Source organism: Pseudomonas sp. PWP3-1b2 (assembly GCF_049896045.1).
Lineage (GTDB): Bacteria > Pseudomonadota > Gammaproteobacteria > Pseudomonadales > Pseudomonadaceae > Aquipseudomonas > Aquipseudomonas antarctica_B.
The window spans coordinates 125101-148720 of sequence record NZ_JAFCTN010000009.1; the positions used below are offsets into that span (position 1 = coordinate 125101).

General features: G+C 60.6%; 21 protein-coding genes. All 21 read left to right on the plus strand.

Features of this window, described 5'->3' with window-relative positions; genetic code table 11:
- Positions 1–35: 35 nt before the first annotated feature.
- The 21 genes from flgG (at position 36) to fliJ (ending at position 23490) form a co-directional block, all read left to right on the plus strand.
- The gene (gene flgG, locus ACP7A2_RS08830; RefSeq protein ID WP_348055603.1) at positions 36–821 is read left to right on the plus strand and encodes a flagellar basal-body rod protein FlgG; all 786 of its coding nucleotides are present in this window, start codon (positions 36–38) and stop codon (positions 819–821) included.
- A gap of 53 nt (positions 822–874) precedes the next feature.
- On the plus strand, positions 875–1570 hold the full coding sequence (gene flgH / locus ACP7A2_RS08835) for a flagellar basal body L-ring protein FlgH (protein WP_375067160.1): 696 nt from the start codon (positions 875–877) through the stop codon (positions 1568–1570).
- A gap of 27 nt (positions 1571–1597) precedes the next feature.
- The gene (locus ACP7A2_RS08840; protein WP_078738632.1) at positions 1598–2686 is read left to right on the plus strand and encodes a flagellar basal body P-ring protein FlgI; all 1089 of its coding nucleotides are present in this window, start codon (positions 1598–1600) and stop codon (positions 2684–2686) included.
- Between the two features lie 4 nt (positions 2687–2690).
- A complete protein-coding gene (gene flgJ / locus ACP7A2_RS08845; RefSeq protein ID WP_426133910.1) occupies positions 2691–3959 on the plus strand; it encodes a flagellar assembly peptidoglycan hydrolase FlgJ in 1269 nt (422 codons plus the stop codon).
- Positions 3960–3969: 10 nt separating this feature from the next.
- On the plus strand, positions 3970–6006 hold the full coding sequence (gene flgK / locus ACP7A2_RS08850; RefSeq protein WP_426133911.1) for a flagellar hook-associated protein FlgK: 2037 nt from the start codon (positions 3970–3972) through the stop codon (positions 6004–6006).
- A 14-nt stretch (positions 6007–6020) separates the two neighbouring features.
- Positions 6021–7604, plus strand: a complete 1584-nt coding sequence (locus tag ACP7A2_RS08855; protein ID WP_426133912.1) for a flagellar hook-associated protein 3 — start codon at positions 6021–6023, stop codon at positions 7602–7604.
- A 267-nt stretch (positions 7605–7871) separates the two neighbouring features.
- A complete protein-coding gene (locus tag ACP7A2_RS08860; RefSeq protein ID WP_348055593.1) occupies positions 7872–8801 on the plus strand; it encodes a ketoacyl-ACP synthase III in 930 nt (309 codons plus the stop codon).
- Positions 8802–9068: 267 nt separating this feature from the next.
- The gene (locus ACP7A2_RS08865; protein ID WP_426133913.1) at positions 9069–10514 is read left to right on the plus strand and encodes a flagellin; all 1446 of its coding nucleotides are present in this window, start codon (positions 9069–9071) and stop codon (positions 10512–10514) included.
- A gap of 75 nt (positions 10515–10589) precedes the next feature.
- Entirely contained in the window at positions 10590–10949 is a 360-nt protein-coding gene (locus tag ACP7A2_RS08870) for a flagellar protein FlaG (protein WP_426133914.1), read from the plus strand.
- 81 nt (positions 10950–11030) lie between these two features.
- Positions 11031–12440 (plus strand): flagellar filament capping protein FliD, encoded by a 1410-nt coding sequence (fliD, locus tag ACP7A2_RS08875; protein ID WP_426133915.1) that lies wholly within the window; start codon positions 11031–11033, stop codon positions 12438–12440.
- A 144-nt stretch (positions 12441–12584) separates the two neighbouring features.
- Entirely contained in the window at positions 12585–12974 is a 390-nt protein-coding gene (gene fliS, locus ACP7A2_RS08880; RefSeq protein ID WP_426133916.1) for a flagellar export chaperone FliS, read from the plus strand.
- 24 nt (positions 12975–12998) lie between these two features.
- Complete coding sequence (locus ACP7A2_RS08885; RefSeq protein WP_348055585.1) at positions 12999–13295, plus strand: flagellar protein FliT; 297 nt, start codon at positions 12999–13001, stop codon at positions 13293–13295.
- Positions 13296–13465: 170 nt separating this feature from the next.
- Positions 13466–14941: a sigma-54 dependent transcriptional regulator gene (locus tag ACP7A2_RS08890; protein WP_426133917.1), complete on the plus strand. Its 1476-nt coding sequence runs from the start codon at positions 13466–13468 to the stop codon at positions 14939–14941.
- Between the two features lie 110 nt (positions 14942–15051).
- Positions 15052–16263 carry a sensor histidine kinase gene (locus ACP7A2_RS08895; RefSeq protein WP_426133925.1) on the plus strand — a complete coding sequence of 404 codons (1212 nt, stop codon included), beginning with the start codon at positions 15052–15054 and terminating at the stop codon, positions 16261–16263.
- 7 nt (positions 16264–16270) lie between these two features.
- On the plus strand, positions 16271–17650 hold the full coding sequence (locus tag ACP7A2_RS08900) for a sigma-54-dependent transcriptional regulator (protein ID WP_426133918.1): 1380 nt from the start codon (positions 16271–16273) through the stop codon (positions 17648–17650).
- 130 nt (positions 17651–17780) lie between these two features.
- Positions 17781–18110, plus strand: a complete 330-nt coding sequence (gene fliE / locus ACP7A2_RS08905) for a flagellar hook-basal body complex protein FliE (protein WP_017735206.1) — start codon at positions 17781–17783, stop codon at positions 18108–18110.
- A gap of 16 nt (positions 18111–18126) precedes the next feature.
- A complete protein-coding gene (gene fliF, locus ACP7A2_RS08910; protein WP_426133919.1) occupies positions 18127–19902 on the plus strand; it encodes a flagellar basal-body MS-ring/collar protein FliF in 1776 nt (591 codons plus the stop codon).
- Positions 19895–20914, plus strand: a complete 1020-nt coding sequence (gene fliG, locus ACP7A2_RS08915; protein WP_003230967.1) for a flagellar motor switch protein FliG — start codon at positions 19895–19897, stop codon at positions 20912–20914. The genes fliF and fliG overlap by 8 nt, the downstream gene beginning before the upstream one ends.
- A gap of 10 nt (positions 20915–20924) precedes the next feature.
- On the plus strand, positions 20925–21689 hold the full coding sequence (gene fliH, locus ACP7A2_RS08920; protein ID WP_348062033.1) for a flagellar assembly protein FliH: 765 nt from the start codon (positions 20925–20927) through the stop codon (positions 21687–21689).
- Positions 21679–23037 (plus strand): flagellar protein export ATPase FliI, encoded by a 1359-nt coding sequence (fliI, locus tag ACP7A2_RS08925; protein WP_348062032.1) that lies wholly within the window; start codon positions 21679–21681, stop codon positions 23035–23037. The genes fliH and fliI overlap by 11 nt, the downstream gene beginning before the upstream one ends.
- 3 nt (positions 23038–23040) lie before the next feature.
- On the plus strand, positions 23041–23490 hold the full coding sequence (fliJ, locus tag ACP7A2_RS08930) for a flagellar export protein FliJ (protein ID WP_348062031.1): 450 nt from the start codon (positions 23041–23043) through the stop codon (positions 23488–23490).
- Positions 23491–23620: the final 130 nt, after the last annotated feature.

The window sequence follows — 23620 nt, forward strand, 5'->3', positions numbered from 1 at the left end:
CAGCGCCAACAAACAGGCGCACGAAGGAGAAAGGCATGCTTCCGGCTCTATGGGTTGCCAAAACAGGTTTGTCCGCCCAGGACACCAACCTGACCACCATTTCCAACAACCTGGCGAACGTGTCGACCACGGGTTTCAAACGTGATCGCGCCGAGTTCCAGGACTTGCTCTATCAGATCAAGCGCCAGCCAGGCGCCCAGTCGACCCAGGACAGCGAACTGCCGTCGGGCCTGCAACTGGGCACCGGTGTGCAGATCGTCGGCACCCAGAAAAACTTCACCGCCGGTAACCTGCAGCAAACCGGTCAGCCGCTGGACATGGCCATCAACGGCAAGGGCTTCTTCCAGATTTTGCAGCCGGACGGCACCACCACCTACACCCGTGACGGCACCTTCCACCTGGACGCCAACGGCCAGGTTGTAACGGCCAACGGTTTCGCTCTGGAACCGGCCATCGTCGTACCGAACAACGCCCAGACCTTTACCGTCGGCAACGACGGCACCGTGTCCATCACCGTCGCCGGCAACCCCGCGTCGCAAGTGATCGGCAACCTGCAAACCGCCGACTTCATCAACCCGGCCGGCCTGCAGGCCGTGGGTAATAACCTGTTCCTGGAAACCGCCTCCAGCGGCGCGCCGCAAATCGGCACCCCTGGCTTGAACGGTTTTGGTACCACGCTGCAAAGCACCCTGGAAACGTCCAACGTGAGCACGGTTGAGGAGATGGTCAACATGATCACCACCCAGCGCGCCTACGAGATGAACTCCAAGGTGATTTCCACCGCCGACCAGATGCTTTCGTTCGTAACGCAGAATCTGTAATCAAGTCTATGGGGCGCCCTTTCTGGCGCCTGCAACACCGTGAGGTAAGGGTCATGAATCGCTACGTTTCTGTTTTGGCATTGAGTGGGATCGCCGTGCTTGCGGGCTGTGTCGCCCCCGCGCCGAAACCCAATGACCCGTACTACGCGCCGGTGTTGCCACGCACGCCGTTGCCGGCGGCTGCCAACAATGGCTCGATCTATCAAGCCGGTTTTGAACAGAACCTGTACAGCGACCGCAAGGCGTTCCGGGTCGGTGACATCATCACCATCACCCTGAACGAGAAGACCCAGGCCAGCAAGAACGCCAACTCGCAGATCGGCAAGACCAGCAAGACCAGCATTGGCTTGACCTCGCTGTTCGGTGGCGGCCTTAACACCAATAACCCGTTGGGCAGCGGCGATTTGAGCCTGGACGCCGGCTACAGCGGCGACCGTGCCACCAACGGCAAGAGCGCGGCGGGGCAGGGCAACAGCCTGACCGGTTCGATCACCGTGACCGTCGCCGATGTGTTGCCCAACGGCATCATCGCCGTACGCGGTGAAAAGTGGATGACGCTCAATACCGGCGACGAGCTGGTGCGCATCGCAGGCATGGTGCGTGCCGATGATATTTCCACCGACAACACCGTGCCTTCAACGCGGATTGCCGACGCACGCATTACCTACTCGGGTACGGGTTCGTTTGCAGATGCGAGTCAGCCGGGCTGGTTCGACCGGTTCTTCCTTAGCCCGCTGTTCCCTTTCTAGGTGGCCACTTTGAAACTCAAACAACTGATGGCGGCGGCACTCCTGCTGAGCCTGAGCGCAGTCGCCCAGGCCGAACGCCTGAAAGACATCGCCAGCATCTCCGGCGTGCGCTCCAACCAGTTGATCGGCTACGGCCTGGTGGTGGGGCTCAACGGTACGGGTGACCAGACCACGCAGACCCCGTTCACCTTGCAGACCTTCAACAACATGCTCTCGCAGTTCGGCATCAAGGTACCGCCGGGCTCGGGCAACGTGCAGTTGAAGAACGTGGCCGCAGTGTCGATCAGCGCCGATTTGCCGCCGTTCGCCAAGCCGGGGCAAGTGGTGGATATCACCGTGTCGTCCATGGGCAACTCGAAAAGCCTGCGCGGTGGCACCTTGCTGATGACGCCCCTTAAAGGTATCGACGGTAACGTCTACGCCATCGCCCAGGGCAACCTGGTGGTGGGCGGTTTTGACGCTGAAGGTCGCGACGGTTCGAAGATCACCGTCAACGTGCCATCGGCCGGGCGTATTCCAGGCGGTGCCTCGGTAGAGCGCACCGTGCCGAGCGGTTTCAACCAGGGCAACAGCCTGACCTTGAACCTCAACCGTTCGGACTTCACCACCGCCAAGCGCGTGGTCGACAAAATCAACGACATGCTCGGCCCTGGCGTGGCGCAAGCCATCGACGGTGGCTCGATTCGCGTCACCGCGCCGCTCGACCCAAGCCAGCGCGTCGACTACCTGTCGATCCTGGAAAACCTTGAGGTAGACCCAGGCCAGGCCGTCGCCAAAGTCATCATCAACTCGCGTACCGGTACCATCGTGATCGGCCAGAACGTCAAGGTATCGCCGGCGGCCGTGACCCACGGCAGCCTGACCGTGACCATTACCGAAGACCCGATCGTCAGCCAGCCGGGGCCGCTTTCCAATGGCCAGACCGCTGTGGTGCCGCGTTCGCGGGTGAATGCTCAGCAAGAAGCCAAGCCGATGTTCAAGTTCGGCCCCGGCACCACCCTGGATGAGATTGTCCGTGCGGTGAACCAGGTGGGCGCAGCGCCAGGCGACTTGATGGCGATCCTTGAAGCCTTGAAACAGGCCGGCGCCTTGCAAGCCGACCTGATCGTGATCTGAGGCCATGGCCATGGACATGCGTAAAAGCGGGCTCAGCAGCACGGCGGACTCGGGGTCTTACTCCGACCTGAACCGGCTGAACCAGCTCAAAGTCGGCGACAAGAACAGCGAAGGCAACATGCGCAAAGTGGCGCAGGAGTTCGAGTCGCTGTTCTTGAGCGAGATGCTCAAGTCGATGCGTTCGGCCACCGAAGCGCTGGGCAAGGACAACCCGATGAACACGCCGGCGGCCAAGCAGTACCAGGAAATGTACGACCAGCAACTGTCGGTTTCGATGTCCCGCGAGGGCGGTGGTATTGGCTTGGCCGACGTGCTGATGCGCCAGATGCAGAAGAACAAACCCGTGGACGCCCAGGCGGCCACGTTGCAGGGTCCGGCGGCGGCGGCAGCGCCTGCCAGGAAAGTCGATGTGCCCACCGAGATCGCGGCGGGCACCCAGGCTGATGGCCCGCTCGGCCGCTCCAACGGTGAGCGCCCCTTGTGGGCGTACCGCGTGGCGGTTCCCGAAGGCACTAATTCCCACGCCAACGACGTGGCGCTGATGAACCAGCGGCGTATTTCGTTGCCGAGCAAACTGACGGATCGCCTGTTGGCCGGCATCGTGCCGAACACCGACCAGACCACGGCCCCAAAAGCTGCGCCGCTGCGTAACAGTGCCGCCGCCGACAATGTGATCAACAGTGCGCCACGCGCCTTTGCGGCGGCGCCGACCGGGCAGATGCAGGTTTACGGTCGCGCGATCGCCCAGCCACCGTTGGCCCCGGCGAAGAAAGCCTTCAGCTCCCAGGATGAGTTTGTCGCCACCATGTTGCCGATGGCCAAGGCGGCGGCGGCGCGTATCGGCGTCGATCCGAAGTACCTGGTGGCCCAGGCGGCCCTGGAAACCGGTTGGGGTAAATCGGTGATGCGTGCCGAGGATGGCAGCAGCAGCCACAACCTGTTTGGTATCAAGGCCGGCCAAAGCTGGCAGGGCGGTCAGGCGCGCGCGATCACCAGCGAGTTTCGCGGTGGGGCGATGGTCAAGGAGACGGCGCAATTTCGTTCCTATGACTCCTACCAGGACAGCTTCCATGACCTCGTGACATTGCTGCAAAGCAATGATCGCTATAAAGAAGTTGTGAAATCTGCCGACAAACCGGAACAGTTTGTGCGCGAGTTGCAAAAAGCCGGATATGCAACCGACCCGGACTACGCCAGCAAGATTTCGCAGATCGCTAAAACGATGAACAGTTATCAGGATTACGCTGCCGCGGGCGCGACCACTCATTTATAAGGTCTGAATCATGAGTTTGCTCAGTATAGGGATGTCAGGACTAAACGCCGCTCAAGGATCGTTGTCGGTTCTGAGTAACAACATTGCCAACGTCAATACTCCGGGTTACTCGCGTCAGCAGACCACCCAGAACGCCAACGCCAGCAACCCGTATGGCGGCGTGTTCATCGGCAGCGGTACGACCCTGGCGGACGTACGCCGCATCTATAACGATTTCCTCGGCGCCGCTTACCAAAGCAGCACCGCGCTCAACAGCGACGCCGCAGCTTACGCCGACCAGGCCGCTGCGATTGACAAGACCCTGTCGGACAAGTCAACCGGCATGTCTGCTGCGCTCAGCGCGTTTTTCTCCTCGCTGCAGACCTCCGCCGCCACGCCCAGCGACGTGTCAGCCCGGCAACTGCTGCTGACCAGTGCCCAGACCCTGAGCAACCGGTTCAACTCGATTGCCACGCAGTTGAGCCAGCAGAAAGAGTCGATCAACGGCCAATTGGGCACCATGAGCGATCAGGTCAACAAACTGACGTCGTCGATTGCCTCGCTGAACGTTCAAATTTCCACCGCCCAGGGCTCCTCGACCAGCGCACCGTCCAACCTGCTGGATGCACGCAACGAAGCCGTACGTTCGCTCAATGAGCTGATCGGCGTCACCGCCACCGAGAAGAACGGCCAGTTCAGCATCACCACCGGCACCGGTCAGTCCCTGGTAGAAGGCGGTATCGCCAATACCATTTCGGCCGTGCCGAGCAAGACCGATAACAGCCAGTACACCCTGCAGCTGAACATGGGCGACACGCCGATGGACATCGGTTCGGTGGTCTCCGGTGGCAGCATTGGCGGCCTGTTGCGTTATCGCAGTGATGCACTGATGCCGGCCATCAACGACTTGGGTCGTATCGCCATCGCCACCGCCGACAGCATCAATAGCCAGCTGGGCCAGGGCCTGGACATGAACAGCGATTTCGGTTCGTCGTTGTTTGGCGATATCAACAGCGCTGCGGCGATTTCCCAGCGTAGCCAGGCGGCTTCCGGCAACAGCGTTGGTTCGGGCAACCTGAACGTGACGATTGCCGACACCAGCAAGCTGTCGACGTTTGACTACAAGGTCACCTTCACCAGCGGCAATCAGTACAACGTGGTGCGCTCCGACGGCAAGGCCATGGGCTCGTTCGACACCACCACCACGCCGCCGCCGGTCATTGACGGTTTTACCCTCGCGCTTAATAGCGGTGGGCCGGTGGCTGCCGGTGACAGCTTCAAGGTCAGCCCGACCGCCAACGGCGCCACCGGGATTACGGTCGAGCTCAAAGACCCGAACAAAATCGCCTTTGCCGGCCCATTGGCCGGCAACGCCAGCAAGACCAACACCGGTACCGGCACCTTTACCCCGCCGACATTGACGGTGCCGATTGATATCGATGGTGGCGCTGCGACCGCGCAATTGCGCACCGGGATCGAAAACTCGATGCCGGTGAAGATGGTGTTCGGCAAGCCTGCGGCGGACGGCACCCAGCCTTATACCGTCAGCGACGCCCAGGGTAACCCGATCGGCACTGGCAGTTTCATTCCGGGGCAGGGCAACAAGATCAGCATCAATGTGCCGATGCGCGATGCCACGGGAACGCTGATTCCCGGCAAGAGCTTCAGCTTCGATACCACGGTGGCCGGCGCGCCTGCCAATGGCGACAGCACCACGTTTTCGTTCAACAGCGGCGCGACCTCCGATGGCCGCAACGCCCAGGAGTTGCTGGGGTTGCAGACCAAGGCGACCGTCGGCGCGGTGGATGGCAATTCCGGCGTGAGCCTGGTCAGTGCCAACAGCCGGCTGGTGTCGCAGGTCGGCTCCAAAGCGGCTCAGGCCAATACCGACAGCGCCGCCACCGGCGCCTTGCTGGCAGCCAACAAGGCGGCCAGCAACTCAGTGTCCCAGGTCAACCTGGACGAAGAGGCGGGCGACATGATCAAGTTCCAGCAGTACTACACCGCGTCGTCGCAGATCATCAAGGCCGCGCAAGAAACCTTCAGCACACTGATTAACGCCCTTTAAAGGAGTCTGGAACGATGCGTATCTCTACACAGCAGTATTTCGACACCAGCTCCAGCAAGTATCAGGATAACTATTCAGGTGTGGTGAAGGCCCAGGACCAGGCAAGCTCCGGTGTGCGTGTGCAAACCGCTTCCGATGACCCCGTTGCGGCCGCCCAATTGCTGCTGTTGCAGCAACAGAAAGACATGCTGGGGCAATACAACGGCAACATCACCAGCCTGCAAAACTCGCTGAGCAATGAAGAAAGTGTTCTGGCGAGCATCAACGCTGCCATGGGCACCGCGCAAGGTTTGGCGTTGCAGGCCGGTAACCTGCAGCTCAGCGATGATGACCGCAAGGCCATTGCCAGCCAGGTCGGCGCGCTGGAAGATCAAGTGCTGGGCCTGCTCAACACCAAGGATTCCAGCGGCAACTACATGTTCTCCGGGACCAAGACCGACACGCCGCCCTACAGCCGCAACAACGATGGCACCTACACCTACCAGGGCGATGAAACGCCGCTGAGCCTGCAAGTGTCGAGCAACCTCACAATCGCCACGGGCGACACTGGCAAGACCCTGCTGGAGAGTTCCTCCAACACCGGTCGCACCCAGACCACACTGTTGCCGCCTGCGGTCAACGACGGCAAGGTTGCGATTTCGGCGGGGCTGGTAACTTCCGGCACGGCATATACCAAGAGCTTTGCCGATGGCCAGCCGTACAAGCTGACCTTCGCCAGCAGCACCCAGTACAGCGTGACCGACAAGGACGGTAATGACGTCACGTCCGAGATTCCCGGTAACGGCACGTTTGACTCCACCAAGGAAGGCGCTTCCAGCATCAACCTGCGTGGCGTCAAATTTGATATCAGCCTGAACCTGGGGGCGGATGTTCCTTCAGGCCCGCCCTCGGATGCGCTGGTGGCGGGCAAGGAGTTCACGCTGGAAAGCAAGCCGGATTCGTTCAGCACCTCGCGTACCGCCAGCAATGCGTCCACGGCGCAGTTGACCGGTGGCCGGGTCACCGATCAGGCAACCTACGCCAGCACCTTCCCCAATTCCGGTGCGGTGATCAAGTTCACCAGTGGCAATGCCTACGACGTTTACGCCCAGCCCTACACGGCCGGCAGCAAGTCGATTGCCTCGGGCACCATGGCCACCGGCGCGACTTCGATCACGGCGGCCGGTGTGACGTTTGATGTGAGCGGCACGCCGGGGGCGGGCGACCAGTTTTCCGTCGGCGCCACCAGCAACAAGAACATGAACGCGCTGGATACCCTGGGCCAATTGCGCAAGGCGCTGCTGGCTCCGGCGGACGGTGACCAGGTCGCCAAAAACAAACTCAAGGATGTGCTGAACACCACGATCGGTAACCTGGCAAACGCCTCGGCGCAGATCGATCAAGTGCGTGGCTCCATCGGTGCGCGCCAGAACGCGCTGGATATCCAGGGCCAGGAGAACACCAGCCTGGGTTTGGCCAACACGTCCACCATGTCATCCCTGGCCAACGTCGACATGGGCCAGGCGGCCATCGACCTGACCTTGCAGCAGACCATGTTGCAAGCCTCGCAGCTGGCCTTCGTGAAAATCTCCCAGTTGAGCCTGTTCAGCCGCATGTAATCGGTGTAATCACAAACGGCCCACCCTGGCAACAGGGTGGGCCGTTGTCGTTTTCGGCGGCCGCAATTTTGCACAATGCGCACAAATTTGAGTGACCTGTGAGTCATAAAGCGCATCTTCACTGTATCGTGTGAAAAGGATAAGTCGTCTGCGGGTCTTTACGTGGCGGCTCTCAGCGAGATTTTTATGGGGTTATCCCCTTTATTGTCAGCACTCCCGGCGTAGCCCGAGGGGTGTTCTCCAGCTATTTAGTATTGGGAAGCCACAATGATTGGCATAAAAAGCATCGCCAGTTACGTGCCGGCAGACGGGGTCGATAACTACGCCCAGGGCGCCAAATTCGCCAAGGATGAAGATTTCATCATCGGCAAGATCGGTTCGGCGTTCCTGCCGCGCATGGATGCCGCGCAGGAAACCTCCGACCTGTGCGTCGAGGCAGTCAATGCCTTGTTTGCCAACAACCCCGAGTTGAAGCGCGAATCCATTGACGCGCTGATCGTCGTGACCCAGAACGGCGACGAAGAGGGCTTGCCGCACACGGCCGCCATCGTCCAGGACAAGCTGGGCCTGCCGACCCATGTTGCCGCGTTCGATATCTCCCTGGGCTGCTCCGGCTACGTTTACGGCATCTACGCGATGAAAGGCTTCATGGAAGCCACCGGCCTGAAAAACGGCCTGCTGGTGACTGCCGACCCGTATTCCAAAATTGTCGACCCGGAAGACCGCAACACCACCATGCTCTTTGGCGATGCCGCCACGGCTACCTGGATGGGTGAGGATGCTCCGTGGCAGCTCGGCAAGTCGAAGTTCGGCACCGACGGCTCTGGCGCGCCGCACTTGAAGGTCAGCGACGGGGTGTTCTTCATGAACGGCCGCCAGGTGTTCAACTTTGCCTTGCTCAAAGTGCCGGCGCATTTGCACGAGCTGCTCAATGAATCGGCGCTCAAGGCCGACGAAATCGACGCGTTCTGCATTCACCAGGGCAGTGCGGCGATTGTCGACGCGGTGGCGCGGCGCTTCGAAGACGCTCCGGTGGAGAAATTCATCAAGGACATGGTCGAGACCGGCAATACCGTGTCATCGAGCATTCCGCTGCTGCTGGAAAAGCACATGCTCGACTCCACCTGGAAGCGTGTGGCTATCAGTGGTTTTGGCGTGGGTCTGTCGTGGGGTTCGGCGATTCTGCATCGCCCTTGATGCTTTAAACCCGCTGCACAAAAAAACGCCCAGGCTTGAAAAAGCCTGGGCGTTTTTTATTTGACGCCAGAAAATCCAGCATTCGCGGGGGGTTGGGCTGCCGTAAACGCTTGAATTACAAAGGATGGCGCGTTGCCAGTAAAAAAAACCAAAAAAGTCCTCAAGCAACCGGCATATACGACGATAACTATTACGAAGGTTCTCTAGGCCACACCCGGCGGTTGCCAGGGCCGGAAGCCGCAGTAAACAACCCACGAGGATTTCGTCATGGCTTTAACAGTAAACACCAACCTTGCTTCGTTGAACGTTCAGAACAACCTGAACAAGGCTTCCGGCGCCCTGCAAACTTCCATGCAGCGTCTGTCCTCCGGTCTGCGTATCAACAGCGCCAAAGACGATGCGGCCGGCCTGCAAATCTCCAACCGTCTGACCAGCCAAATCAACGGCCTGGGCGTTGCAATCAAAAACGCCAACGACGGCAGCTCGATTGCTCAGACCGCTGAAGGCGCAATGCAGCAGTCCACCAACATCCTGCAAAGCATGCGTACCCTGGCTCTGCAATCCGCCAACGGCTCGCCAAGCGCTGAAGACCGTAAGTCGAACCAGGCTCAATACGCAGCTCTGACCGCTGAATTGACCCGTATCGCTACCACCACTACTTTCGGTGGCAAGAACCTGCTGGACGGTTCTTTCGGTACTACCTCGTTCCAGGTCGGCGCCAACGCCAACCAGACCATCGACATGAGCATCGGTAACGTTGCAGCCAACAACATTGGTTCGCAGCAGCTGAAGAGCCAAGGCGTTGCTCCAAGCGCGACCGGCGTTGCCGGCGGCGCGATCGCTGTTACCGGTGGCGGCCAGTCCACCAACCTGACCATCGCTGCCGGTGCTTCCGCCAAGCAGATCGCTGCTCAGATGAACGGCGCTGTCGGCGGCCTGGCTGCTACTGCCAGCACCACTGCACAGTTCACCGTTGACTCCGCTGCGATCGCTGGTGCAACCCCTGCCAGCGCCAACTTCACCCTGAAAGTCGGCAGCGGTACTGCGGTCCAGTTCACTGGCGTAACCAGCACTTCAGACCTGGCTGACCAACTGAAGTCCAACGCTGCCAAGCTGGGCATCAGCGTTAACTACGATTCGACCACTCAAGCGCTGTCGGTCAAGTCTGACACCGGTGAAAACCTGACCTTCAACGCTGGCGACGCCGGTGCTGTTGCCGGTATCAAGGTTGCGACCCTGGACGGTGCCGGTACTGCTGGTACTGCCGTTGCTCTGGCTAACACCGCGATCATCGCTACAGGTGCAGTTGCCCTGAACTCCTCCAGCAGCTACTCCCTGAGCGGCGCCGGTGTGACTGGCCTGTTCGCAGCAACCGGTACTGCTGCCAACTCCACCAAAACCACCGTCAACAACACTGACATCACCACTGCTGCCAACGCACAGAACTCGATCGACGTGATCACTCAAGCGATCTCCGACATCGACTCCCAGCGTGCAGGCCTCGGTGCTGTACAAAACCGTTTCGACAACACCGTTGCCAACCTGCAGAGCATCTCCGACAACTCCAGCGCCGCTCGCGGTCAGATCCAGGACGTTGACTACGCCGCTGAAACTGCTCAGTTGACCAAGCAACAAACCCTGCAACAGGCTTCCACTGCGATCCTGTCCCAGGCCAACCAACTGCCATCCGCTGTACTGAAGCTGCTTCAGTAATAGCTAACGGTAGATGAATGACGGAAGGGCGCGTTTACGTGCCCTTTTGTCTTTTGCGTGATGAGGAGATTGGACATGGACATGAGTGTAAAGCTGAACCTGTCTTATCCAGCAGCGGCGCCGCAGAGCGTTCCTGCCCCTGTGAGCAGTGATCCGCAGAAAGCCAGGGTAGATCCTGTACCTGTCGCGGCTCAAACCAGGCAAGATTCGAAACCGTCTGACCTTGAACAGGCGGTGACGGATATTCGCAAATTCGTCCAGGCTGCCCAGCGCAACCTGGACTTTTCCATTGATGACTCCACCCATCAGGTGGTCGTCAAGGTCATTGCGACCGACAGTGGCGAGGTGATTCGTCAGATTCCCTCGGAAACAGCCTTGAAACTCGCCCAAAGTTTGCACGACGCCAGCAGCGTGTTGTTTGACGCTAAAGTGTGAGCTGGCATGAATATTGTTGCTGAAGCTGCTTGAGGCGTCGTCCGTCAAGAAAGCGCCAGCCCCGGATCAGGAGAAAACATCATGGGTGATATATCCATCAGCGGCCCGGTAACGGGCATTGATACCCAGTCTATCGTGACGGCCTTGGTGAACGCGGAACAGGCGCCGAAGCAATCGCAGATCAACAAGCAGTCGACGACCTCGACCGCCCAGCTGTCATCGATCGGCAAGATTCAAGCGGCACTGGATGCATTCCGCGGTGCCATGGATAACATGTCCAAGGACGCCAGTATCGGCGGCCTGACAGCAACAACTTCAGACGCCAACGTGTCTACCGTGACCCTGGGCGCCAATGCGTCGGCCGGCAGCTACCAGTTGGTCGTAAACCAGTTGGCAACCGCCTCCAAGATCGCTACGAAAACCTATGCCGGCGGCGCATCGACAGTCGTCAACTCCAGTGCTTCGGCAACTTCGCTGACGATTTCCCAGTCGGGCCAGAGCTATGCCGTCAGCGTGCCGCCAGGCGCGACGTTGCAGCAAGTGCGTGACTCGATCAACGCGCAGCTCACCAGTTCCGGCCTCAGTGCCAACATCCTGACTGACGCCACCGGTTCGCGGATGGTTTTGACATCGACCAACACCGGTGTCGGCACTGACATTACGGTAGGTGGTAACTCCGGGCTGGAAGCTGGAACGTCATTAGTGGGCGGCCCACCGCAGAATGCGAAGTACACCATTGACGGCACTCCCCAGGAGTCCAAGAGCAACACCCTGACCGACGCAATCAGTGGCGTGAGTCTCAAGTTGACCGCTGTGTCGCCATGGCCGGCGGGGGTGACCGATGCGAACTCCAGTGGCGTACTGCGCTCATCGTCGACCATCACCGTTGCACGCAGCACCGACACGCTCAAAAGTTCGGTCAAAGGCTTTGTCGACACCTATAACGCACTGATCACAGCGATTGGCGCCGAGACCAAGGTGACCACCAACCCCGATGGCACCACCACGTCTTCGGCGCTGACGGGCGATGCCACCATGCGTACCTTGCAGTCGGCCATCCGTGCCGAGCTGAACGCAATGGCGGGTACCGGGTCCTTGAAGTCGCTGGCGCAGTTTGGTGTGAACACAGACCAGAATACCGGCAAGCTGAGTCTTGACGACAAGCTGTTCAGTGCGGCGATTGCGACCAACCCGACCGACATCGGCGGTATTTTCAACGGCGACAAAGGCCTGCTGGCACGCATGAAATCCGCAACCGACAGCTATGCGCTGAGCGGTACCGGCGTGCTCGCCACGCGGTCGTCGACCCTGTCCGATACGATCAAGGACCTGCAAACCCAGCAGGACACTCTGACTGCGCGCATGGCAGCCTTGAAGATAAGCCTGACCAACAAGTACACGACCATGAACAACCTGGTGGCGCAGCTCACCGCGCAACGCTCAAGTGTCATGACCACGCTCGACGCGCTGAACAACCCGAAGACCAGTTGATCCTCAATGAGGCCGTCCGGCGAGGTGAATGCCTTTGCCGGGCGTGACCTTCGCCAGATCACCGGGTTAAAGTTTTTTGCGACCCAGTCGACATATTAGTCAGAGCCCATCCTATTTAGCTGTCGCCTGTCACGAGGTAGAAACATGAATCCCATGAGAGCCCTTCGCCAATACCAGAAGGTCAATTCCCATGCCCAGATCTCCGAAGCCAGCCCACACCGTCTGGTGCAGATGCTGATGGAAGGCGCGCTGGATCGCATGGCTCAGGCCAAGGGCGCCATGGCTCGTGGTGATATTGCGCAAAAAGGCCTGCTGCTGGGCAAGGCGATCGACATCCTGATCGGTTTGCGAGACGGCCTGAACCCGGAAAAAACCGAAGACCCGGCCGCTTTGCAGCAACTCGACAATCTGTATGCCTACATGACCACGCGCCTGCTGGAAGCCAACAGCAAGAGCGATGTCACCATGATCGACGAAGTAGCCGGCCTGATGATTACGCTCAAGGAAGGCTGGGACGGTATTGCAACACTGTAGGCCCTGCGGCCTGAGGATGATGTCATGAGCCACGCCCTGCAACGTATTGACGAGACCCGCGACGCCTTGGTCGACGCATTGGCTGAACGTAACTGGGACGCCATTGGCGAACTGGATCTGGGCTGCCGCGCCGTGATCGATGAGGCGCTGAACAACGCGCCGGTGGACGAGGACGCGCTGCGCGAGAAACTGCAGAGTTTGTTGGCGGTGTATCAGCAGTTGCTGGAGGTAACGACCGGCGAGCGCCAGGCGATTTTCGAAGAGATGTCGCAGATCAATCGCGCGCAAAGTGCGTCGAAGGTTTACCATCTGTTCGGCTGAACGGGCTCAGTTAATCCTCACGCGCGTCATAAATTTGACTGCGCGCGATTTTTTGACTTAACTAGTGTTGTTTTCAGATTTCAGACGGTTGTAACGCAGAAAATGCCTACGACCTTCTAGATTGCCCTCGGCTCCAGGGTATGTGAGTTAACTAGGGAAGTTGCTATTGCATGTGGCGTGAAACCAAAATTCTGCTGATTGATGACGATAGCGTCCGTCGCCGCGATTTGGCGGTGATTTTAAATTTTCTCGGTGAAGAAAATTTACCCTGCGGTAGCCATGATTGGCAGCAGGCGGTCAGCTCTTTGTCGTCAAGCCGTGAAGTCATCTGCGTACTGATCGGGACGGTGAGTGCTCCAGGTGCAGTTTTAGGCCTGTTAAAGACACTCTCGACATGGGATGAGTTCCTTCCCGTGTTGCTGATGGGCGATATTTCTTCCGTCGACCTGCCTGAAGACCAGCGCCGCCGCGTACTTTCCAACCTGGAAATGCCGCCCAGCTACAGCAAACTGCTTGATTCCCTGCACCGTGCCCAGGTGTACCGCGAGATGTACGACCAGGCCCGCGAGCGTGGGCGTCACCGCGAACCCAACCTGTTCCGCAGCCTTGTCGGCACCAGCCGTGCGATCCAGCACGTGCGCCAGATGATGCAGCAAGTGGCTGACACCGACGCCAGCGTGCTGATCCTCGGCGAGTCCGGCACCGGCAAGGAAGTGGTCGCGCGCAACCTGCACTATCACTCCAAGCGCCGCGACGGGCCATTCGTGCCGGTCAACTGCGGGGCGATCCCGGCAGAGCTGCTGGAAAGCGAACTGTTCGGCCACGAGAAGGGCGCCTTCACCGGCGCGATCACCAGCCGTGCCGGGCGTTTCGAGCTGGCCAATGGCGGTACCCTGTTCCTCGACGAAATCGGCGACATGCCGCTGCCGATGCAGGTCAAGCTGCTGCGGGTTCTGCAAGAGCGCACATTTGAGCGCGTGGGCAGCAACAAAACCCAGAGCGTCGACGTGCGCATCATCGCGGCGACCCACAAGAACCTCGAAAGCATGATCGAGGTCGGCAGCTTCCGCGAAGACTTGTACTACCGCCTCAACGTATTCCCGATCGAGATGGCCCCGTTGCGTGAGCGCGTGGAAGACATCCCGTTGCTGATGAACGAGCTGATCTCGCGCATGGAGCACGAAAAACGCGGCTCGATTCGCTTCAACTCCGCTGCAATCATGTCCCTGTGCCGCCACGGCTGGCCGGGCAACGTCCGCGAGCTGGCCAACCTGGTGGAGCGCATGGCGATCATGCACCCCTACGGTGTGATCGGCGTGGTCGAGTTGCCGAAGAAATTCCGCTACGTCGACGACGAAGACGAGCAACTGGTCGACAGCCTGCGCAGCGACATGGAAGAGCGCGTGGCGATCAACGGCCACACGCCGGACTTCGGCTCCACCGCCATGTTGCCACCCGAAGGCCTGGACCTGAAAGACTACCTGGGCAACCTCGAACAGGGGCTGATCCAGCAAGCGTTGGACGACGCCAACGGCATCGTCGCACGCGCCGCCGAGCGCCTGCGCATCCGTCGAACCACCCTGGTGGAGAAGATGCGCAAGTACGGTATGAGCCGTCGAGAAGGTGATGAACAGGCAGATGATTGACGCCTGTTTTTTAAACTACTGAAATTTCAGTAGTTTTTTTTCGGCACGGGTATTGCTACAGCCCTCGCAACGTTCCGTTTAACTGACGGTCAGCCAAGCGAGAGAGCATGATGCCCCACGCCGCCCAACATTCTTCGGCCCCCGATCTGGCGGGGCTACTCCCCTCTGTAGAGCAGCAAAGCCGACAGGGCCTTGAACAGGCCTTTTCGCTGTTCAGCCAGATGTCGAGCCAATTGACTGACTCCTACGGTTTGCTGGAGGCTCGGGTTTCCGAGCTCAAAGGCGAGCTGGCCGTGGTCAGTGCCCAACGCATGGAAGAACTGGCCGAGAAAGAGCGCCTGGCTAACCGCCTGCAAAACCTGCTGTCGCTGCTGCCCGGCGGCGTGATCGTCATCGACGATCAAGGCCGCGTGCGCGAAGCCAACCCGGCCGCTGTCGACATGCTCGGCCTGCCGCTGGAAGGCGAGCTGTGGCGTGAAGTCATCACCCGCTGCTTTGCGCCGCGTGAAGACGACGGCCACGAAATTTCCCTGAAGGATGGGCGCCGCCTGTCTATCGCCACCCGTTCCCTGGACGCTGAGCCAGGCCAACTGGTGCTGCTCAACGACCTGACTGAAACCCGTCACCTGCAAGACCAACTGGCGCGCCATGAGCGCTTGTCGTCGCTGGGGCGTATGGTCGCTTCTTTGGCGCATCAGATCCGCACGCCGCTGTCGGCCGCGTTGATCTACGCCAGTCATTTGACTGATGAGCAATTGCCCGCCACGACCCACCAACGTTTTGCTGGCCGTCTCAAGGAGCGCTTGCATGAACTGGAGCACCAGGTGCGCGACATGCTGGTGTTTGCCCGCGGCGAATTGCCCCTCACCGACCGCATCACGCCCTCGGCACTGATGCAGTCCCTGCAAGCGGCCGCCGCCACCCATGTCCAGGAAGCGCACGTGCGCTGGCAGTGCGACAGCCACCTCGGCGAGTTGCTGTGCAACCGCGACACGCTGGTCGGCGCCTTGCTCAACCTGATTGAAAACGCCACCCAGGCCAGCGGCCCGGGCGCGCGCCTCAAAGTGCACCTCTATACCCGCGAGCAAACCCTGCGCCTGTGCATCAGCGACAGTGGCAGCGGCATCGACCCGGTGGTGCTGCGGCGCCTCGGCGAACCCTTTTTTACCACCAAAACCAACGGCACAGGCCTGGGCCTGACCGTGGTCAAGGCAGTGGCGCGTGCCCATCAGGGAGAATTGCAACTGCGCTCCCGGTTGGGTCGTGGCACGTGTGCATTGATGACCTTGCCGCTGTTTTCAGGCGCGGCAAGCGCGGAGTAAAAGGATTATGGCTATCAAGGTTTTACTGGTTGAAGACGATCGCGCCCTGCGTGAAGCATTGGCTGACACGCTGCTGTTGGCGGGCCATGACTACCGGGCGGTCGGTTCGGCCGAGGAAGCCTTGGAGGCAGTTGAGAAAGAGCCTTTCAGCCTGGTGGTCAGCGACGTGAACATGCCCGGCATGGACGGCCATCAGTTGCTCGGCCTGCTGCGTGCGCGTCAGCCACAACTGCCGGTGTTGCTGATGACGGCGCATGGCGCTGTGGAGCGGGCGGTGGACGCCATGCGCCAGGGCGCTGCAGATTACCTGGTCAAACCCTTTGAGCCCAAAGCCTTGATCGAACTGGTCGCCCGGCATGCCCTCGGTGTGCTCCCGGCGACCGACGGTGAAGGCCCGATTGCCTTCGAGCCGGCCAGCGCCCAGCTGCTGGAGCTGGCAGCCCGGGTGGCGCGCAGTGATTCCACGGTGTTGATCTCCGGCGAGTCCGGCACCGGCAAGGAAGTGCTGGCGCGGTATATCCACCAGCAATCCAGCCGCGCCAAGCAACCGTTCATCGCGATCAACTGCGCGGCCATTCCCGACAACATGCTCGAGGCCACCTTGTTCGGGCATGAAAAGGGTTCGTTCACCGGCGCCATCGCGGCCCAGGCCGGCAAGTTCGAACAGGCCGACGGTGGCACCATTCTGCTCGACGAAATCTCTGAAATGCCCCTCGGCCTGCAAGCCAAGTTGCTGCGCGTGCTGCAGGAGCGCGAAGTCGAGCGGGTTGGCGCACGCAAGCCAATCCAGCTGGACATCCGCGTGGTCGCTACTACCAACCGCGACCTGGCGGGCGAAGTGGCGGCGGGGCGCTTCCGTGAAGATCTGTTCTACCGGCTGTCGGTATTCCCGCTGGCCTGGCGCCCGCTGCGTGAACGCACGGCAGACATCCTGCCGCTGGCCGAGCGCCTGCTGAACAACCACGTCAAAAAAATGAAGCACGCCCAGGCGCGCCTGTCCGCCGACGCCGAGGCCTGCCTCATAGGCTACCCGTGGCCCGGCAACGTGCGAGAGTTGGACAATGCCATCCAGCGCGCGCTGATTTTGCAGCAGGGCGGCCTGATCCAGCCCCAGGATTTCTGCCTGCCCATGGCCAATGGCCTTGCGCCGTTGCCCAGCCTGGCGCCGGCACCTGTGGCGGTGGCCGACACCGAGTCTGGCGGTGCCTTGGGCGACGACCTGCGTCGCCGTGAATTCCAGATGATCATCGACACCCTGCGCTCCGAACGCGGCCGCCGCAAAGAAGCGGCCGAGCGCCTTGGCATCAGCCCGCGCACCTTGCGCTACAAGCTGGCGCAGATGCGCGACGCCGGAATGGACGTGGAAGCCTACCTTTTCGCCACCTGAAAAAGCGTGGGCCGACAGGGTTTGTCGCCTTTTCTTACCAGTCGCCACGGAGCTGGCACCCTTGTTGCTACTACCCCCAGTAACCGCTGCGTAGTGTCAAAAAATTGCGGGTCGTCGGAGAGAGAAGGTCATGAGCCAGGGTATTGAGTTCAATCGGTTGATGTTGGATATGCGCTCCATGCAAATGGATGCCATGGCTCAACCGAAATCCGTCGCGCAAGCGCCGGAATTGGGCCAAAGCAGTTTTGCCGACATGCTCGGTCAGGCAATCAACAAAGTCAGTGATACCCAGCAAGCCTCGAGTCAGTTGGCCACCGCCTTCGAGATCGGTAAAAGCGGCGTGGACCTCACCGATGTGATGGTCGCCTCGCAAAAGGCCAGCGTTTCCTTCCAGGCTCTGACCCAAGTGCGTAACAAGCTGGTTCAGGCTTATCAAGACATCATGCAGATGCCGGTTTAAGGACGAGATTTAAGTCATGGCAGAAGCAGTCGTGGACAACGTACCCGCCAAGGCAGCCGGCAAGCCGCCGCTGTTTGGCCTGTCGTTCCTGGAAAACCTTTCCGAAATGACCATGTTGCGTCAGGTGGGCCTGATGGTCGGCCTGGCTGCCAGCGTGGCGATTGGTTTTGCCGTGGTGTTGTGGTCGCAGCAACCTGATTACCGCCCGCTGTACGGTAGCCTGGCCGGCATGGATTCCAAGCAAATCATGGAAACCCTGGCCGCCGCCGACATCGCTTACACCGTCGAGCCCAATTCCGGCGCCTTGCTGGTCAAGGCCGATGACGTGGCCCGTGCGCGCATGAAGCTCGCCGCGGCTGGCGTAACGCCGTCCGACAGCAATATCGGTTTTGAAATTCTCGACAAGGACCAGGGCCTGGGCACCAGCCAGTTCATGGAAGCCACGCGCTACCGCCGTGGCCTTGAAGGCGAACTCGCGCGCACCATCTCCAGCTTGAACAACGTCAAGGGCGCCCGTGTGCACCTGGCGATTCCGAAAAGCTCGGTGTTCGTGCGCGATGAACGCAAGCCAAGCGCGTCGGTGTTGGTTGAACTGTTTTCCGGCCGCTCCCTGGAGCCTGGCCAGGTATTGGCGATCATCAACCTGGTGGCCACCAGCGTTCCCGAATTGAGCAAGTCGCAAATCACCGTGGTCGACCAGAAGGGCAACCTGCTGTCCGACATGGCGGAAAACTCCGCGCTGACCCAGGCCGGCAAGCAGTTCGACTACAGCCGTCGCATGGAAAGCATGCTGACCCAGCGCGTGCACAACATCCTGCAACCGGTGCTGGGCAATGACCGCTACAAGGCTGAAGTGTCCGCCGACGTTGACTTCAGCGCCGTTGAGTCGACCTCCGAGCAGTTCAACCCCGACCAGCCCGCGCTGCGCAGCGAGCAGTCCACCAGCGAACAACGCACCGCCAGCAGTGGCCCGCAAGGTGTGCCGGGTGCCCTGAGCAACCAGCCGCCCGCGCCGGCCTCGGCCCCGCAAACCACCGGTGGCGCAGCTGCCAGCGCTGGCGCAATTGCCGCAGGCCAGCCATTGTTGGACGCCAACGGCCAGCAGATCATGGACCCGGCCACCGGCCAGCCGATGCTCGCGCCATACCCGGCGGACAAGCGTAACCAGTCCACCAAGAACTTCGAACTTGACCGCTCCATCAGCCACACCAAACAGCAGCAGGGCAAAATCAATCGCCTGTCGGTGTCGGTGGTGGTCGATGACCAGGTCAAGGTCAACGCCGCAGACGGCGCCGTCACCCGTGCGCCGTGGAGCGCCGACGAATTGGCGCGCTTCACTCGCCTGGTGCAGGACGCCGTCGGTTTTGACGCCAGCCGTGGCGACAGCGTCAGCGTAATCAACATGCCGTTCTCCGCCGAGCGCGGTGAAGTGGTCGCCGACCCGGCGTTCTACACGCAGCCGTGGTTCTGGGACATCGTCAAGCAAGTGCTGGGTGTGTTGTTCATCCTGGTGCTGGTGTTCGGTGTGTTGCGCCCGGTGCTCAACAACATCACCGGTCATGGCAAAAAACAGCTGGCACTGGCCGGTGGCGACGTCGAGTTGGGTGGCATGGGCGGCCTGGATGGCGAACTGGCCAACGACCGCGTCAGCCTCGGCGGCCCGCAAAGCATCCTGTTGCCAAGCCCGAGCGAAGGTTACGACGCTCAGTTGAACGCAATCAAAAGTCTGGTGGCAGAAGACCCGGGCCGTGTGGCCCAGGTCGTGAAAGAGTGGATCAACGCAGATGAGTGATAATCGAGCCGCTGTTGCCAAACTCTCCCGGGTCGACAAAGCCGCCGTGCTGTTGTTGTCCCTTGGAGAAACCGACGCCGCCCAAGTGCTGCGCCACATGGGCCCCAAAGAGGTCCAGCGCGTCGGCGTGGCCATGGCGCAGATGCGCAATGTGCACCGCGAGCAAGTCGAGCAGGTGATGAGCGAGTTCGTCGAGATCGTCGGCGACCAGACCAGCCTCGGCGTCGGCTCCGACAGCTATATTCGCAAGATGCTCACCTCGGCCCTGGGCGAAGACAAAGCCAACGGCCTGATCGACCGCATCCTGCTGGGCGGCAACACCAGCGGCCTCGACAGCCTGAAATGGATGGAACCGCGCGCCGTTGCCGACGTGATCCGCTACGAGCACCCGCAGATCCAGGCGATCGTGGTGGCGTATCTGGACCCGGACCAGGCCGGTGAAGTGCTCGGCCACTTTGACCATAAAGTGCGTCTGGACATCATCCTGCGCGTGTCGTCGCTGAACACCGTGCAACCGGCGGCCCTGAAAGAACTCAATACGATTCTCGAGAAGCAGTTCTCGGGCAACTCGAACGCCTCGCGCACCACCCTGGGCGGCATCAAGCGCGCGGCCGACATCATGAACTTCCTCGACAGCTCGGTCGAAGGCCAGTTGATGGACTCGATCCGCGAGATCGACGACACCCTGTCCGGCCAGATCGAAGACCTTATGTTCGTCTTCAACAACCTCTCCGATGTCGACGACCGTGGCATTCAGGCGCTGTTGCGCGAAGTGTCCTCCGACGTGTTGGTGCTGGCCCTCAAAGGCTCGGACGAAAACGTCAAAGAAAAGATCTTCAAGAACATGTCCAAGCGTGCTTCCGAACTGTTGCGCGACGACCTGGAAGCCAAGGGCCCGGTACGCGTCAGCGACGTGGAAACCGCTCAGAAGGAAATCCTCACGATTGCCCGCCGTATGGCCGAAGCCGGAGAAATCGTTCTCGGCGGGAAGGGCGGCGAAGAAATGATCTAAGGCGCGCCCCATGTCGAACAAAGATGAGGCACCCAGCGATCTGATTCGCGCGCGGGATGTCGGCGGGTTCGACATTTGGTCGTTGCCCAGCTTCGACCCGCACCAGCCGGAACCCGAGCCTGAACCGGTCGAAGAACCGCCTGCGCAAATGGAAGAAGTGCCGCTGGACGAAGTCCAGCCACTGACCCTCGAAGAATTGGAAGCCATCCGCCAGGAGGCCTACAACGAGGGCTTCGCGGCGGGTGAAAAAGACGGTTTTCGCAGCACCACGCTCAAGGTCCGACAGGAAGCCGAAGTGGCGCTGAGCGCCAAGCTCGTCAGCCTGGAACGCCTGATGAGCGTGCTGTTCGAGCCGATTGCCGAGCAAGACTCGCAGATCGAAAAGGCCATGGTTGGCCTGGTCGAGCACATCACGCGCCAAGTCATTCAGCGCGAACTGGTGCTGGACTCCAGCCATATCGAAAGCGTGATGCGTGAAGCCCTCAAGCTGCTGCCCCTGGGCGTCGGCAATGTGCGGCTGTACATCAACCCCCAGGATTTCGAACAGGTCAAAGCCCTGCGCGAGCGCCATGAAGAAACCTGGCGCATCGTCGAAGACGCTGCATTGCTGCCCGGCGGTTGCCGCGTCGAAACCGAACACAGCCGCATCGATGCCACGGTGGAAACCCGCATCAGCCAGATCATGGCCAAGCTGCTCGATCAACAACATGAGCAAGCCCTGAACCCGGCCGAGCCTGACCTGAGCGTTGACCTGGACGCCCCCGATGCGCCTTGATCGCACCAGCTTCGCCAAGCGCCTGGGCAGTTACGCCGAGGCCGTCGAGTTGCCCGGCCAGCCGATCCTCGAAGGGCGCCTGCTGCGCATGGTCGGCCTGACCCTCGAAGCCGAGGGCCTGCGCGCCGCCATGGGCAGCCGTTGCATGGTGATCAACGACGACAGCTACCACCCGGTGCAAGTCGAAGCCGAGGTGATGGGCTTTTCCGGCAACAAGATTTTCCTGATGCCTGTGGGCGGCCTGGCGGGCATCGCACCCGGCGCCCGCGTGGTGCCGCTGGCCGATACCGGCCGCCTGCCCATGGGCATGAGCATGCTTGGCCGCGTGCTCGACGGCGCCGGCCGCCCCCTCGACGGCAAAGGCAGCATGAAAGCCGAAGACTGGGTACCGATGGACGGCCCGACCATCAACCCGCTCAACCGCAACCCGATCAGCGTACCGCTGGACGTGGGCATTCGCAGCATCAACGGTTTATTGACGGTCGGTCGCGGCCAGCGTCTGGGCCTGTTCGCCGGTACTGGCGTGGGTAAATCGGTGCTGCTGGGCATGATGACGCGCTTTACCGAGGCCGACATTATTGTGGTCGGGCTGATTGGTGAGCGGGGCCGTGAGGTGAAGGAGTTCATTGAGCACAGCCTTGGTGAAGAAGGCCTCAAGCGCTCGGTGGTGGTCGCGTCCCCAGCCGATGATGCGCCGTTGATGCGTTTGCGCGCCGCCATGTACTGCACACGCATCGCCGAATATTTTCGCGACAAGGGCAAAAACGTCCTGTTGCTGATGGATTCACTCACACGTTTCGCCCAGGCCCAGCGGGAGATTGCCCTGGCCATCGGCGAGCCGCCTGCCACCAAAGGCTACCCGCCGTCGGTGTTTGCCAAGCTGCCCAAATTGGTTGAGCGCGCCGGTAATGCCGAGGCCGGCGGTGGCTCGATCACCGCGTTCTACACCGTGCTGTCTGAAGGCGATGACCAGCAAGACCCGATTGCCGACTCGGCGCGGGGCGTGCTCGATGGGCACATTGTGTTGTCGCGGCGCTTGGCCGAAGAAGGGCACTACCCGGCCATCGACATTGAAGCCTCGATCAGCCGGGTGATGCCGGCGGTGGTCACGCCTGAGCACATGGCCCGTGCGCAACACTTCAAACAATTGTGGTCACGTTATCAGCAGAGTCGCGATTTGATCAGCGTCGGTGCTTATGTGGCCGGTGGTGATCGCGAGACTGACTTGGCGATTGCCCTGCAGCCGCAGCTGGTGTCTTACTTGCGCCAGGGCCTTAACGACAAGATCAGCATGGGTGAAAGTGAAGCGCACCTGGGTTCGATCTTCGCTCCGGCGCCGGGCGGTTAAGTCATGGCCAGTACGCGTTCTTCGCGCTTGGCGCCGGTGGTGGACATGGCTGAAAAGGCCGAGAAAGCGGCTGTGCAACGCCTGGGGTATTTTCAGGGGCAGGTGCGTTTGGCAGAGAGCAAGCTGGGCGACCTTGAGCGCTTTCGGGGTGAGTACCAGCAGCAGTGGATTGAGCGGGGCAGCAAGGGCGTGTCGGGGCAATGGTTGATGGGGTATCAGGGGTTTCTCAATCAGCTGGAGACCGCTGTCGGCCAGCAGCGTCAGAGTTTGGCCTGGCATCAGAATAATCTCGATAAGGCGCGGGAAAGCTGGCAAGCGGCGTTTGCCCGGGTTGAGGGGTTGCGCAAGTTGGTGCAGCGTTACATCGACGAGGCGCGGGCGCTTGAGGATAAGCGTGAGCAGAAGCTGCTCGACGAATTGTCGCAGCGGCTTCCGCGGCAGTCGCAGTTCTGATTGTGGGAGCTGGCTCGGTGTACATATCCATTGCTGCGGTAGCTGCTGATATCGGTTCCGCTCTTACAGCGGGTCACTTTTGGCAAACGCCCCAAAAGTAACCAAAAGGTCTTCGCCCCACCACTCGGCA

Bases quoted from the DNA above. Each gene is read 5' to 3' on its own strand.
- fliJ (WP_348062031.1), top strand. From the start codon at position 23,041: ATGGCCAGTACGCGTTCTTCGCGCTTGGCGCCGGTGGTGGACATGGCT.
- fliH (WP_348062033.1), top strand. From the start codon at position 20,925: ATGTCGAACAAAGATGAGGCACCCAGCGATCTGATTCGCGCGCGGGAT.
- ACP7A2_RS08840 (WP_078738632.1), top strand. From the start codon at position 1,598: ATGGCGGCGGCACTCCTGCTGAGCCTGAGCGCAGTCGCCCAGGCCGAA.
- ACP7A2_RS08895 (WP_426133925.1), top strand. From the start codon at position 15,052: ATGCCCCACGCCGCCCAACATTCTTCGGCCCCCGATCTGGCGGGGCTA.
- fliG (WP_003230967.1), top strand. From the start codon at position 19,895: ATGAGTGATAATCGAGCCGCTGTTGCCAAACTCTCCCGGGTCGACAAA.
- ACP7A2_RS08860 (WP_348055593.1), top strand. From the start codon at position 7,872: ATGATTGGCATAAAAAGCATCGCCAGTTACGTGCCGGCAGACGGGGTC.
- flgK (WP_426133911.1), top strand. From the start codon at position 3,970: ATGAGTTTGCTCAGTATAGGGATGTCAGGACTAAACGCCGCTCAAGGA.
- flgJ (WP_426133910.1), top strand. From the start codon at position 2,691: ATGGCCATGGACATGCGTAAAAGCGGGCTCAGCAGCACGGCGGACTCG.
- flgG (WP_348055603.1), top strand. From the start codon at position 36: ATGCTTCCGGCTCTATGGGTTGCCAAAACAGGTTTGTCCGCCCAGGAC.
- fliF (WP_426133919.1), top strand. From the start codon at position 18,127: ATGGCAGAAGCAGTCGTGGACAACGTACCCGCCAAGGCAGCCGGCAAG.
- fliE (WP_017735206.1), top strand. From the start codon at position 17,781: ATGAGCCAGGGTATTGAGTTCAATCGGTTGATGTTGGATATGCGCTCC.
- ACP7A2_RS08885 (WP_348055585.1), top strand. From the start codon at position 12,999: ATGAGCCACGCCCTGCAACGTATTGACGAGACCCGCGACGCCTTGGTC.
- fliS (WP_426133916.1), top strand. From the start codon at position 12,585: ATGAATCCCATGAGAGCCCTTCGCCAATACCAGAAGGTCAATTCCCAT.
- fliD (WP_426133915.1), top strand. From the start codon at position 11,031: ATGGGTGATATATCCATCAGCGGCCCGGTAACGGGCATTGATACCCAG.
- ACP7A2_RS08865 (WP_426133913.1), top strand. From the start codon at position 9,069: ATGGCTTTAACAGTAAACACCAACCTTGCTTCGTTGAACGTTCAGAAC.
- ACP7A2_RS08900 (WP_426133918.1), top strand. From the start codon at position 16,271: ATGGCTATCAAGGTTTTACTGGTTGAAGACGATCGCGCCCTGCGTGAA.
- ACP7A2_RS08855 (WP_426133912.1), top strand. From the start codon at position 6,021: ATGCGTATCTCTACACAGCAGTATTTCGACACCAGCTCCAGCAAGTAT.
- flgH (WP_375067160.1), top strand. From the start codon at position 875: ATGAATCGCTACGTTTCTGTTTTGGCATTGAGTGGGATCGCCGTGCTT.
- ACP7A2_RS08870 (WP_426133914.1), top strand. From the start codon at position 10,590: ATGGACATGAGTGTAAAGCTGAACCTGTCTTATCCAGCAGCGGCGCCG.
- ACP7A2_RS08890 (WP_426133917.1), top strand. From the start codon at position 13,466: ATGTGGCGTGAAACCAAAATTCTGCTGATTGATGACGATAGCGTCCGT.
- fliI (WP_348062032.1), top strand. From the start codon at position 21,679: ATGCGCCTTGATCGCACCAGCTTCGCCAAGCGCCTGGGCAGTTACGCC.